Origin of the sequence: Thermovirga sp., assembly GCF_017656375.1 — a bacterium.
In the GTDB taxonomy this organism is placed as follows: Bacteria; Synergistota; Synergistia; order Synergistales; family Thermovirgaceae; genus Thermovirga.
Genome location: NZ_JACDOB010000001.1, coordinates 88146 through 100915 on the forward strand (window position 1 = coordinate 88146; position 12770 = coordinate 100915).

General features: G+C 40.4%; 16 protein-coding genes. 3 read left to right on the forward strand and 13 right to left on the reverse strand.

Annotated elements, in window-relative coordinates:
• Positions 1-58: 58 nt before the first annotated feature.
• The 3 genes from amrS to H0Z23_RS00450 are packed head-to-tail and all read right to left on the reverse strand — an operon-like array spanning position 59 to position 2418.
• Positions 59-1054, reverse strand: coding sequence for an AmmeMemoRadiSam system radical SAM enzyme (amrS, locus tag H0Z23_RS00440; protein ID WP_296866707.1), 996 nt, complete (start codon positions 1052-1054; stop codon positions 59-61).
• 14 nt (positions 1055-1068) lie between these two features.
• Positions 1069-1608: an AmmeMemoRadiSam system protein A gene (gene amrA, locus H0Z23_RS00445; RefSeq protein ID WP_296866709.1), complete on the reverse strand. Its 540-nt coding sequence runs from the start codon at positions 1606-1608 to the stop codon at positions 1069-1071.
• Positions 1609-2418 (reverse strand): class III extradiol dioxygenase subunit B-like domain-containing protein, encoded by an 810-nt coding sequence (locus H0Z23_RS00450; protein WP_296866711.1) that lies wholly within the window; start codon positions 2416-2418, stop codon positions 1609-1611.
• A 138-nt stretch (positions 2419-2556) separates the two neighbouring features.
• On the opposite strand from H0Z23_RS00450, the gene H0Z23_RS00455 reads away from it, so the two are divergent.
• Complete coding sequence (locus tag H0Z23_RS00455) at positions 2557-3039, forward strand: HTH domain-containing protein (protein WP_296866713.1); 483 nt, start codon at positions 2557-2559, stop codon at positions 3037-3039.
• Here the strand turns inward: H0Z23_RS00455 and queA are convergent.
• From queA to nadE, 8 genes are read right to left on the reverse strand one after another with little or no spacing between them, the layout of a single operon-like run.
• The gene (gene queA / locus H0Z23_RS00460; RefSeq protein ID WP_296866715.1) at positions 3032-4087 is read right to left on the reverse strand and encodes a tRNA preQ1(34) S-adenosylmethionine ribosyltransferase-isomerase QueA; all 1056 of its coding nucleotides are present in this window, start codon (positions 4085-4087) and stop codon (positions 3032-3034) included. The two genes, H0Z23_RS00455 and queA, sit on opposite strands and share 8 nt — an antisense overlap.
• A gap of 25 nt (positions 4088-4112) precedes the next feature.
• Entirely contained in the window at positions 4113-5513 is a 1401-nt protein-coding gene (locus H0Z23_RS00465; RefSeq protein ID WP_296866717.1) for a SpoIID/LytB domain-containing protein, read from the reverse strand.
• Between the two features lie 20 nt (positions 5514-5533).
• Positions 5534-5767 (reverse strand): DUF2905 domain-containing protein, encoded by a 234-nt coding sequence (locus tag H0Z23_RS00470; protein WP_366928858.1) that lies wholly within the window; start codon positions 5765-5767, stop codon positions 5534-5536.
• A 26-nt stretch (positions 5768-5793) separates the two neighbouring features.
• Positions 5794-6831, reverse strand: coding sequence for a Holliday junction branch migration DNA helicase RuvB (gene ruvB, locus H0Z23_RS00475; protein WP_296866719.1), 1038 nt, complete (start codon positions 6829-6831; stop codon positions 5794-5796).
• An 11-nt stretch (positions 6832-6842) separates the two neighbouring features.
• A complete protein-coding gene (gene ruvA / locus H0Z23_RS00480; RefSeq protein WP_296866721.1) occupies positions 6843-7448 on the reverse strand; it encodes a Holliday junction branch migration protein RuvA in 606 nt (201 codons plus the stop codon).
• On the reverse strand, positions 7432-7947 hold the full coding sequence (gene ruvC / locus H0Z23_RS00485; RefSeq protein ID WP_296866723.1) for a crossover junction endodeoxyribonuclease RuvC: 516 nt from the start codon (positions 7945-7947) through the stop codon (positions 7432-7434). The genes ruvA and ruvC overlap by 17 nt, the downstream gene beginning before the upstream one ends.
• Positions 7948-7950: 3 nt before the next feature.
• Positions 7951-8703: a YebC/PmpR family DNA-binding transcriptional regulator gene (locus H0Z23_RS00490; RefSeq protein ID WP_296866725.1), complete on the reverse strand. Its 753-nt coding sequence runs from the start codon at positions 8701-8703 to the stop codon at positions 7951-7953.
• A 25-nt stretch (positions 8704-8728) separates the two neighbouring features.
• Positions 8729-9466 (reverse strand): NAD(+) synthase, encoded by a 738-nt coding sequence (gene nadE / locus H0Z23_RS00495; protein WP_296866728.1) that lies wholly within the window; start codon positions 9464-9466, stop codon positions 8729-8731.
• Between the two features lie 104 nt (positions 9467-9570).
• On the opposite strand from nadE, the gene H0Z23_RS00500 reads away from it, so the two are divergent.
• The gene (locus H0Z23_RS00500; RefSeq protein ID WP_296866731.1) at positions 9571-11268 is read left to right on the forward strand and encodes a radical SAM protein; all 1698 of its coding nucleotides are present in this window, start codon (positions 9571-9573) and stop codon (positions 11266-11268) included.
• A 31-nt stretch (positions 11269-11299) separates the two neighbouring features.
• Here the strand turns inward: H0Z23_RS00500 and H0Z23_RS00505 are convergent, their stop codons facing one another.
• Positions 11300-12061, reverse strand: coding sequence for a carbon-nitrogen hydrolase family protein (locus H0Z23_RS00505; protein ID WP_296866734.1), 762 nt, complete (start codon positions 12059-12061; stop codon positions 11300-11302).
• 51 nt (positions 12062-12112) lie between these two features.
• Between H0Z23_RS00505 and nikR the strand changes: the two genes are divergently transcribed.
• Positions 12113-12520 (forward strand): nickel-responsive transcriptional regulator NikR, encoded by a 408-nt coding sequence (gene nikR, locus H0Z23_RS00510; protein ID WP_296866736.1) that lies wholly within the window; start codon positions 12113-12115, stop codon positions 12518-12520.
• 43 nt (positions 12521-12563) lie between these two features.
• On the opposite strand, the gene H0Z23_RS00515 is transcribed toward nikR, so the two are convergent.
• A complete protein-coding gene (locus tag H0Z23_RS00515) occupies positions 12564-12731 on the reverse strand; it encodes a hypothetical protein (protein ID WP_296866738.1) in 168 nt (55 codons plus the stop codon).
• Between the last annotated feature and the right edge of the window lie 39 nt (positions 12732-12770).

Consider the following 12770-nt stretch of genomic DNA (forward strand, 5'->3'; position numbering starts at 1 on the left):
AAAAATACGCTAATAACAAAGATTTTTCGGTTGCTGTATATAGAGGATATACGTAAAATCAGTTCGTGACAATACCCATAGGGGTATTACATAGGCCACATTTACCCTCTTCATTCAGACATAACTTTTCTACATGATACCCTACGCGTTTGATCACCAGGGCTCCACAGTTTGGACAGTACGTGTCATTTCCTTCAAGTGTGTTGCCAAGATAGACAAAGTCGAGTTTTTTCTTGGCAATATCGGCATATTCCCTCATTTTTTGCAAGGGCGTTGGAGGGGCGGTCCATTTATAATTTGGGAAATATCTGCTTAAATGAAAAGGTATATTTTTAGATATGCCTGTAAGCCAATCAACCATTTGTATAAATTGCTCTTCAGTGTCGTTTATGCCTGGCACCAATAAATGGGTTATTTCCACGTGTATTCCTCTTTCTACAGTCATCTTGATTGTGTGCTTCACAGGCTCCAACGACCCATGCAGGAGTAAATAAACATCTTCGGAAAAACCTTTTAGGTCTATGTTCATTGCATTGATGTAGGGTAAAAGTTCCTTTAAGGGAGCTTCGTTGATGTATCCGTTAGTTACTAGTACCGTATATATATTTTCAGCTTTTAACATTTTTGACGTTGTAAGGACGAATTCATACCAAACGAAAGGCTCATTATAGGTGAACGCTACAGCATTTAGGCTGTTGTTTTTAGCTAAATGAACGACATCTTGAGGCGTTATTCCCTCTAAATTAACTGTTTCAGACCATCTCGCTATAGGCCAATTCTGACAGAAAGGGCAATCGAGGTTACATCCAACAGTTCCTAAGGATAGAATCCGCTCTCCTGGAAACCAGTGGTAAAGAGGTTTCTTTTCTACTGGATCTATTGCTATACTGCTTGCCATACCATAGTTTAAGGTTTTAAGTTTATTCTCATCGTTAAATCTTACACCGCAGAACCCCGTTTTCCCTTTAGCGATACTGCAAAAATGGGGGCAAAGCTCGCAGATAACTTCTTTGTTATCTTTCTTCCACCACAAGGCTTCATGCGCTTTTTCCATTTAAAACACACCCCTTATTGAGTCTCACTGTACCTCTTTACAGAAAACCTTTCGATCGTGGCTCCCTCCAACGAGCTTATACCAGCTTTCAACATAGTAATTTTAACTTGATCTTCCACTGCATCAATTCCAGGAAGATCTGGTAGCAAAACGCCCTTAAAAAATCCTTTACTTATAACTATTCCATATTTTTTAGGATCAAGTTCCTCAAGAGAGGTTACCTTTTCAGGAGGTGAAAGAACATCAACTGATATTACCACTTCTGGCAGTTCCTCTTTACTTAATGGCATAAATCTTGGATCCTCTGTAGCAGCAGAACGGGCATTGGTTGCTATTTCTTCAGCAAGGCAGTTGCGAACCGGTAGTATAGTACCAATGCAGCCTCTGAGAGAGCCGTCTTTTTTCTTCAGGGATACAAAACAGCCACTTCTTTTCAGGAGGCTCTTGTCCCATTCTTCTAGGGGGAAACTAGTTACGTCAATTTTGTTTTTATGAAGTAACCACATTTCAATTGACTTTCTTGCCAAGAAAGTAAAGGGATTTACTTTAGCCATCTATACTCCCTCCCCATCGCTTTGGCTGTTTTTCCATAAGGCAGTGCAATATCCTACTCCAAAAGGGCCTTCATAGGATATTACTTCTATTTTTCCTCCAGAAACGAGCCCTAACAAAGTAAGCACTGATCTTAATCCGCATTCTCCTGCTTTGATGATCGTTTGTTCGCTAAGTTTAAATATGGGTTCTGGCGATGAGCTTTCTAACGATGCAATCACAGCCTCATCAAGAACAGATCCTTCTTTTGTGTAACCTGCTGGGGCATCAGGGGTTAAAGTATGGGAGAGGTCTCCACTTGCCAACAGGGCCCATTTTTCTTTCGATATATATGTTCCAAGATGCTCTCCTAGGCGGTAGGCATCAACTAATGAAAGCCCTATGGGGTTTACTACCAGCAATTTGGGTAGGGTTCCATGTTTTTTCCAAAAGGATGCAAGGGGTACCACAGCTCCATGATCAAGGGGGTACACAGTTTTTTTATGCACAGAAACAGGTATGTTTTTTGCTAAATACGTTAAAATGTTTCTCCCTTCATCTTCTGCTCCATTGGCTTCTACTCTTAGTGCAGGCGCTCCAAAATTTGCAAGGGATCCCTCATATACGTCGGCAAACTCGACGGCAAGGTGGCCTAATTTATAGTAATAAGCATGGGGGTCTAGCAGGAAAATGTATGAAGTTGAATTAAGGTCTATTTTGGAGATAAGCTTTTTGATACCTTTTACAGTATGTAGGCATCTTTTTATCATAGCGCCTGCAATTTCTTCATGAAGTATAGGTGCATGAGGCATTAGCGCGGCCCAATTCCACATTGTAATTCCTCCTTTCTCTCTTTCTTTCGTATATTATATATACTATTATGATTTTTTTCTTTATTCTGCTACTATATAAGTTAGGAGAGAAATCACCATCTTTTTAATTAAGAAAATATAAGAGAGGTGATACGCAATTTGAGCAAAGAAGAGATTAGTGTCATAAAGGCATTGGACAACCTTGAAGAAGCATTGGATGAACTCTTACAAAAAAAGGCAATAGCATCTTCAAACAAATCACACAAGACAATGGATGACCTCGGCGTTTTGGGGCTATTTTCAACAGGTTTTAATGAAAAAACATTCACAGCTGTAGTAAATGTGATGACCCTGCCGCTATCTGTTGGCGCAAGGTTGCTTTTGCTTGGTTATGTACTAAGGAAGGCAGTATGGGGAGAAAATAGATGCTGCTTCAACGAAATTGCGTCACTTGTAGGCATATCGGATAGGACTGCATATAGAGCGCTAAAAGAAATAAAAGAAAGTGGCATGTTGAAAGTAGATTCAAGGCCCGGCATAGGCGTTTACATTGAAACAAGCGATTTGAGCTCAAATTTAAGAGAAGAAAGTAAGATGTTGCTTAGAAATAGGATAGAAGAAGAATTCTCCCTCTTTAAATAATCAGCATGGCATCACCAAAAGAATAGAATCTATAGCGCTGTTTTATAGCTTCTTCGTATGCTTTCATTGTGTTTTCATACCCTGCAAAAGCAGAGACCAATAACATTAGGGAACTTTTGGGAAGATGGAAATTGGTTATCATTGTATCTACTATGCGAAATTCGTATCCCGGATAGATGAACTTCTGAGTCCAGCCGCTACCTGACACAGTCATTCCCTCTGCGTTTACCATGCTCTCAAGTGTTCTTACCACAGTAGTTCCAACAGCTACAATCCTTCCCCCTCTTTTTTTAGTCTCGTTAATCACTTTAGCTGTTTCTTCCGAAATAGAACAAAATTCCTCATGCATTTTATGTTGCCGTACATCCGGGGCCGATATAGGCTTAAAGGTCCCGATACCTACATGCAAGGTAACGTGGGCTATTAGGATTCCTTTTTCCCTTAATTTGTCAAATACCCGAGGAGTAAAATGCAACCCTGCTGTAGGCGCAGCAGCAGAGCCCAGTTTCTTTGCGAATATTGTTTGATAGCGATCAGGAGGCGCCTCAGTAGAATGGATATACGGTGGTAAAGGAATTTTGCCATATAGATCCATTATCTTGAAAGGATCAGTCTCTTCTGAGAATTTTATTTTTCTGGTACCCGAAGATGATGCTTCTCCAACTTCTATTTTTTCTCCCCCGTGTAATAAAACTCTTTGTCCAGGTTTTACTCTTTTTCCTGGCCGAACGAGGGCTTCCCACACTAAATTATTTGAGTTCAAAGGTCTTAAAAGCAATATCTCTATTTCTGCTGTTCCCTTTTCTTTTTTCCCAATAATTCTTGCTGCCATCACTTTTGTGTTGTTTAGGACAATTAGATCTCCTTTGTTTAAATAAGAAGGAAGCTCTTTGAACACAGAATGATCTATCTCCCCGCTATCCTTGTGAAGAACCAATAAGCGTGAAGTATCCCGAGGTTCCGCAGGGCTCTGTGCTATAAGTTCTTTCGGAAGGGAATAATCATACCTTGCAAGATTATATAAATCATGTACGTGATTGCTCTTCATTCTAGCGCGACCTCGTTTTTTGCGTTTAATAGACTTTCCTGAGTTTTGTGCCAGGGTAATAATACATAAGTATCTTCTTGAAGTTCCATCCATGCTCTGCCATGGCTTTTGCTCCCCACTGGGACATGCCAACACCATGTCCCCACCCTTTACCTTCCAGGATCAAAACTTTACCATTTGCTGAGTAACGTGAAAAGGAATGCTTGCTTTTTATTCCACTTTGTCTCTGTAGGGCTAGTCTGAGGTAATGAGGTTTTTTTTCAGGGTGAACAAGCATGTCCATCAATTCTTCTGTAGAAAAAACACCTTTTTTGATGAAAGAGGCAAATAAAACTCCTTCATGATCATAAAGTTTCTCTTCTTCAACGGGCTGATTTATAATATTATTTGTGGTTGTAACATTTTGGCTATTTCCGTTTATTTTAAAATAGGTGCTTTTTACTTTACTACTACCAACAATTATCCTGAACTTGCTAGCTTTAATCTTTACTTTTCCTCTCGTTCCTTCTATGAGGACAGAAACAGCCCTACCGCCCTTATCCCTTTCAGGTATACTTACATGTCTTATTTCTCCGACGCTTATTCTATTTTTTCTCAGTTTCTCTTTTAATTCACTAAGGGGTATCATCACTTTCCAGTTAGAATAAGGAGATACGTATGAGAAAGGCTCTTTCTTGGCCTTAAGATAAGGCATGTGGCCACTCCATACTTCCCACACATTGGCAGTATATCCTCCGCTGTCGGAATGATATGGCGTTACTGCTAGGTTGTTGCCATAATATAAGACTAAACCTTTTGTGCTTGCTATAGCTTTATTTATTCTAGGATCTTCCGCGTTTATTCCCCTGTAAACCTGGCAATGGGGCAAAGCACAGAGGTCGAATCCTTGAGATCGATGTTTACCTCTGTTCCTTAAAGCATAAGTTCTAGCTACTATAGCTTGGGCCTTCAAAGCCTCCATTTCCCAAGAGGGGTTAACCTCCATCTTCAGAACTCCTCTCAGATATTGTTCTATCCCCACTATATTTATTACATTAAACCCATTAGAGGAAGGGTAAAGTTTAAACCATCCCCTGTAAGGGCGCTTATTCCAATATATGGGGGTTTTACTATGAATCGTTATAGGTAAACTGAGACACTTGTTATTGATGTATATTTTCTTAGATGACAAAGAGTGTGTTTTTAACAAAATCCTCCCAGAGACCTTTAAAGTTCTACCAGAAGCATCTTTGCAGTAGATTCTGCTTTTGGAAGATATGCTGCCTGTTTTCTGGTTTGTAGCAAGGCCAATCTTTAAATAGATATTTTTCGCGGCAGATTCTTGAGCAAATAGAAAAATTAAAAAAAATGACAGAACCAAAAAAATAGAAGTGTAGCTGGCTAATTTGACTAATTGCTTTATTGGAAATCCATGCTGTTTTTTCATTATCTCATTCTCTCTCCTAACTATTTTAGAAACCTTGTAAAGAAGTTAAGCAACAATGTCAAGATTATACTTACTAGTATCATGCTCGTTATGGGGAATATAAATACAATTTTGGGCCTTTTTATCACTATATCGCCTGGTAATTTCCCAAAAGGGAAATTAACATTCCCAATTAAGATCAGGATTAAACCTATAAAAATAAGAAAAATACCCAAAACGAGAAACATTTTCCCCATGCTGCTGAACATAACCATTCCCCCTTTTTTCGATGAGAATGGAGTTAACCTTCTAGATCCAATTGCTCTTGCTCCCACACTGATGTATTTAGCTCAATCCCCAAGTATTTATAACTTTTCACGGTGGCCCTGCGACCACGGGGAGTCTTTTCTACAAGCCCTAACTGAATAAGAAACGGTTCATATATATCTTCGATAGTTTGAGGCTCTTCGTTCAATGCTGCAGCCAAAGTTGTAAGCCCTACTGGCCCGCCGTTAAACAGGTTTATCATAACTTTGAGATATTTCCTATCACTTTCATCCAGCCCCATATAATCTATGCCCAACATTTCGAGGGCCGTCTCTGCTAGAGTACCGTCAATGATATGGCAATTTTTTACCTGAGCTACATCTCTTACTCTCTTCAACAGCCGTAGAGCAATTCTAGGGGTTCCTCTAGACCTTTTCCCTATGGTCAAAGCTCCTTCTTCCGTTATTTTTACACCAAGCACCGCGGCTCCTCTTATCGCTATTTTTGCAAGCTCCTCAGGCCTGTACAAAGTTAGCTGCTCCACGATACCGAATCTTGAACGTAAAGGAGATGTCAGCAACCCTAATCTAGTGGTGGCACCGATAAGAGTAAATGGTGGCAATTGCAGCCGTATATTTCTTGCCATGGGGCCTTTCCCTACAATTATGTCCAAGTGGTAATCTTCCATACCTGGGTACAATACTTCTTCCACTACAGAGGAAAGTCTATGTATTTCATCTATGAACAAAACATCGTTTGGTTGTAGGTTGGTGAGAATCGCGGCCAAATCCCCAGGCCTTTCCAAGGCTGGACCTGTTGTAACTCTTAGTTGCCCGTTCATTTCATGGGCTATTATTCCTGCTATAGTTGTTTTTCCTAAACCTGGAGGCCCATAGAGGAGGCAATGGTCCAATGGCTCTCCCCTACTTTTGGCTGCCTCAATGTAAATAAGAAGCTTTTCTTTTATCTTTTCCTGTCCAATAAATTCTTCTAGTGTTCTTGGGCGTAGCTTTAACTCATCCTCTTGGGGTTTACCAGAAGGAGCAAGAAGATTTTCGGCATTTTTCCCCATCCCTTCAACTCCTACTCAACATAAGTTTTATGAATTTGCATTTCTTTTAGCGCTGCCTGAAGCAGCTCCTCTTCTGATTTTACATTTTCTGTCTTCTCCAAGGCCTTGCGAATAGCTCTTGTGGCTTCAACTGGAGAAAATCCAAGCGATATTAGTGCTTCAGTAACGCTGGTGCCTATTTGAACATCCACAGCCAGATTTGGATGCGACTCGCCTCGTTTTAGCATTTTTTGTTTCAGCTCGAAACAAATCCTTTCGGCCGTCTTTTTCCCTATTCCAGGAACAGATGTTAAAAAGGCTACTTCCGAAAAAGCAATTGCCCTAGTTAGTTCTTGTAAATCTAAAAAGCGCATAAAAGACATGGCCAACTTGGCTCCAACCCCTTTTACTTTTACTAACATCTGAAACACCTCAAGCTCTTCATCGTCCTGAAAGCCAAAAAGGCTGAAGCCATTTTCGCTTATATGCAAATAAGTATAAATACCTCTCTGTTCCCCTATTGCTGCAGTTTCCATGATTTTCTTTGAACATTGGATCAGAAACCCAAATCCCCCTACCATTAATCCAATAGTGTCTTGATTTTTTTCAAAAACTGTACCTTCAAGATAGCGGAGCATCAATAGGACCTCCTGTTTTTCGAGCGAATTCGAACAATAACAGCCCCGTAACGGCTGTCGCCAATGCGTCTGCCACATCATCAGGGGTAGGGGGGTTAGGTAACCCTAACGTTCTTTGAACCATCAACTGGATTTGCCTCTTCGTTGCCCTGCCATGACCGCAAATTGCCATTTTTATCTGCGTAGGTTTTGGTTCCACAACTTGAATTCTTTGCATACCTGCATTTAAAAGTATAATTCCTCTCACCTGATACACTAATTCGGCAGTGGTGGCATTTCTGCCAAAAAAAAGCTTTTCTATTGCCATTAAGTCAGGGTTATTCCCCACCATCATATCATTCAATGCGACATGAATATCTACAAGGCGTTCAATTAACGGCTTCCTGGGAGAAGTTTCTATACACCCAAAATCCCTCGCCTTGAATGTGTCGCCTTCTTTACTTACAAGAGCATATCCTAGCCTGCCTATGCCTGGATCTAGCCCCAAACATAGCGACATGAGTTATCCTGCCATCCCCTCTAAAATATCATCAGGGATGTCAAAGTTGGCATACACTTTTTGTACATCATCATGATCTTCCAACGCGTCTATGAGTTTTAAAATTTTTGCTGCATCCTCAGAAGAAGTTATGGATACCGTAGTCTTGGGTATCATGTCCATCTCTGTTTTCACCACATGATATCCGGCTTTCTCCAATGCATCCCTTACTTCAGAGATTAATGAAGGATCTGTTGATATTGAATAGCCTTCTTCTGTCGTAGTCATATCTTCTGCACCGGCATCCAAACAAGCCATAAGGAGCTCATCTTCATCAAGGTTCTCTCCTTTTACGCAAATAATGCCTTTTCGGTCGAACAGCCATGAAACACAGCCGGTTTCGCCTAACGTACCACCATTTCTGCTAAAAATATAGCGCATTTCCGAAGCTGTCCTATTTCTATTGTCAGTTAGCGTTTCAACCATCACGGCGACTCCTGAGGTACCATAACCTTCGTAGATTACTTCCTCATATTTAACCCCTTCGATATCGCCTATACCTTTCTTAATAGCTTTTTCGATGTTGTCGTTTGGCACGTTTGCTGCTCTAGCCCTTTCCAAAGCGGCCTTGAGTCTAATATTAAGCGCTGGGTCAGCTCCCCCTTCTCTGGCCGCAACCATTATAGCGCGTATATGTTTTTGAAATTCTCTACCTTTCTTTGCATCTTGGGCTGCTTTCCTGTGCTTTATATTAGCCCATTTGGAATGACCTGCCATAATTAATCACCTCTATACAATTAAGTTAATTGCCTATCTTGCAGATAGGAGGAGTTTTCCTTTTATGTTCTGCTCTAGAACTTGCCATTTCTATCTTAGCAACGACTTCCGACGGGACTTCTTTCCCCGCCAAATACATATCTAACATATGATAGCTTATCCCCATTTCCTCTTCATCAGTTTGGCCTTCCCATAATCCAGCAGAGGGTGGCTTTTTGTATATCCTTTCTGGCACACCTAAATATTCTGCTAATTTAAAGACCTCCCCTTTGAGCAAATCTCCCAAGGGTAAAACATCTACCCCAGAATCTCCATGTTTCGTAAAATAACCCATCGTTATCTCTGCTTTATTTCCCGTTCCACATACTAGCAGATTCCTTTGTTGTCCGAAAAGGTAAAGGGTTGTCATCCTAAGCCTTGGTTTGACGTTGGCGGCCGAAAGCCTTTTGAATGGACCTTCTATGGCCTCTGCCTTTTCCATCATGGTCTCGTAAACTGGGGTAAGGTCTAGTTCCAGATAGGGAATATCAAGGCTTTCTGCTACGAGCCGGGCATCCTCTATATCGGAAGCAAGACTCTGGCACGGCAATATCATGGCTAACATGTTCTTGCCGCAAATCCTTCTTAACAAGGCAGCCACAACAGCTGAATCTACTCCTCCACTGAGGCCTACTATTCCTCCTGTTTTATTTGCCTCTTTAATTTTTAAGGATAGCCACTTCCCTATTCTACTAGCTAAAAATGCTGGATCTCTGTAAATCATAATTCATTCACCTCTTTGTTTTAAACGGCAATACTAACTACTTGAGCAATATGCAACACGTGATATTCTATCATAGGTAATAGCTTTTTTATTGGAGGAAAACGATGGGACTAAAAGCTTTGTTGCTAGATGGATATGTAGACGAGCCAGCATGTTTTGGAGTACCTCCTTATATATCTCCATATGTTAGATATGTTTATGGTGTTCTAGCCGAAAACAACTATGAAATAAGATACGAGACAGCGGATTCCTGGCGAAACGCCGATGATAGGGAAATTGCTGTAAAAGAATCCCATATTATCGTGATAATAGCCGGCATGACAGTACCTGGGCGCTACAGGGGGGGCTCCCCTTTAACTCTAGCTGAAATAAAGCAATTAGCCAATATGCCCAGAAAAGGGCTCCTTTTTTTAGGTGGGCCCATTTCACATGGATATAGCCTGAGGGGTGGTACTAAAGCTATAGAATTACATTTAGATGGTGTTGATTGTTTTTGTCGTGGAGACATAGAGGCAGTGTTGAGCAACTTTTTAAAGATAGGAGAAATAGACCCTTATAAAAAGAGAATGTATGACCACGATTTTTCCCTTTGGGCTCGTTTAGGGGCAGAAGTCGTAAAAAGACATCCATGGTATCCCTGGATAATAGCGGAAATGGAGCTCTCTCGTGGCTGCGATAGGTTGAAAGGTCATTGTAGTTTTTGTTCAGAGGGAACAATTAGAAAATATGATGAAAGGCCTATTAATTGTATTTCGTTAGAAATTAAGGCCCTTTCTCAATGCGGAGTTAAGGCTTTCAGATTGGGAAGATGTGCAAATATTCTTGCATACGGAGGTGCTGTGAAGGATAAAGGAATAGTGCCTAACTACGTCGCTATAGAAGAATTATATTCATCTATTAGGGAGCACGCCCCAGGCCTCAAGGTCCTCCATACTGATAATTGCAACCCCCTGAGCATAGTAAATTATCCTGATGAGTCCGCTCGAGCATTGGAAAAAATTTCTATGTACAACACTGAAGGTGATGTGCTTTCCCTTGGCTTGGAAAATTTAGACCCTAAGGTAATTAAGCTAAATAATTTGAAGGTTGATTATGAAGGAGCCCTGTTCGCAGTAAGGTTAATAAATCAAATTGGCAATTACACCAAAAGACCTAAAGGTTTGCCTACTCTGTTGCCGGGGCTCAATTTTCTCTACGGTTTACCTGGGGAAGATCGAGAGTCATTAAACATAAATAGAAAGTTTTTGGAAGAGCTTATAAATACTGGACTTTCAGTGCGCCGGATCAATATACGCCAGGTTATAAATTTGGGAAATACGTATCTATCCCAAATAATAAAAAACCATCCTAGTAAAATCAAAAACAAAGACTTCCGTCAATGGAAAGAGTGGGTAAGGAAGGAGGTCGATACTGTTTTTTTAAGTAGGGTTGTTCCTGCTGGGACGATAATTAAAGACGTAAAAATTGAAGAAATAAGTGGTACTATCTGCTATGGACGTACTTTGGGAAGCTACCCGTTACTAGTTGGTGTAATAGCGGAGGGTGTGAAGGTTGGTGAGGTTCTCCCTGAAGTTTTAATAACGGGACATGGAAGAAGGTCTGTAACAGGAATACCTTGCCCCTTAAAGATAAACACATGCACTCTTGCAACTTATGAAGCTTTACCTGGCATAGGGAAATCTAGGGCAAAACGTTTAGTCCTCAAAAGGCCTTTCGGAAATTTCGAGGAAATACGCTCGGCTCTAGATGATCCATCTTTGTTGGAACCTTACAAAGACAGTATAGACTTTTCCACATCCTAAACTAGCCATGCCCTTGGGCAACTTTTATAGTTTATAAAGGAAAATATATGTCTTTTCTGGCATATCTATTGTAAGCAAAGTTCAACATCTTCTTAGCTTTTAGCAGATCAATTTCAACATTTATTTCTCCAAAAGGACTATAGGGTAACTCTTCTGTTGTAATTATTGTGCCATCTGGCCCTACAGCAGTCGTTAATTCTTCCAGCCCGCTGCTTAATAACATAAAAACCCCATTTTCAAAGGCCCTGCTTCGTAGCATAGATAATAAAACATCTTTTAACTCAATGGGGCAAAATACAGGCAAACATATTACAGCTACTTCAGCTAGTGCCATGGATCTTATAAATTCTGGGAAACATAAATCATTTGCCGTAGCAATAGCTAACTTTGTACCTCCCATATCGAACAAAAAAGGCGAACTTCCTGAGACAAAGCTATCTGCCCTTATATTAATAGGTCCAGGATGAATTTCATCATAGTATCCTGCAATTGCGCCAGCATCGTTTATAACGTAGGTTCTTTGAGTGAGCCCTTTAGGGCTTATGCATGGCACACTTCCACAGACAATCCAACTTCCCATTAATTCTGCATAGCTCTGCAGGTAGGTTATTAAACTGCCTTCAATTTCTTGACAGTCTATAGGTGATGGAAATAAGAATTCAGGCATCAATATGAGGTCACATTCATTGTTCTTTTTGCTAAAGATACTTGTTATGGTGTGTTTTAGTTGATTCAGGTTGCCATATTTTGTTCTGCATTGGATAATTGATACTGAAAGAGATTTAACAAACATATGTTATTCACCTCTTAACATAAAAGTCTCGACAACAAAAGGAGGATTACAATGGAACGCTTAGCCCGCTTTAGTATATCGCTACCAGAATCCTTGTTGGAAGAGTTTGACCGTTGGATAGAAAAAAAAGGACATACCAGCAGATCCGATGTACTAAGACAACTAATACGTAATTATATTTCAGAAACCTACTGGGAGGAAGGGACAAAAGAAGTTTATGGCACGGTTACACTTATCTATGACCACCACTCTCATGATACCGCACAGGAATTAACTTCGTTGCAACATGATTTTAGCGATATAATAATATGTTCTACTCATATTCACATAGATCATGACCACTGTTTTGAAGTAGTGGTATTAAAAGGTTCATCTGCTAGTGTGAAAAAATTTATAGATGCCTTAAATGGCCTAAAAAGCGTTTATCATACCAATCCCGTTTTTACCGCAATAGTATAAAAATATTAAGGCCGCCTTCCAGGCGGCCTATCGTTTATATGCCTCAACCTGATGGAGAACAACCCTTCTTACCTACAGAATCTCCAGATTCAAGGATTACCGCCCTAGATCTGCATTTGGGACATTTTATCTCAGGGTTATCTCCTTCAACGGTGAATGTCTCTCCGCACATAGCACAGCGGAAAACCCGCGTTTTTTTATTTTGGGACATGTGGTTTCACCCCCCCACTTCTAAACTTTTTTAGCTGTT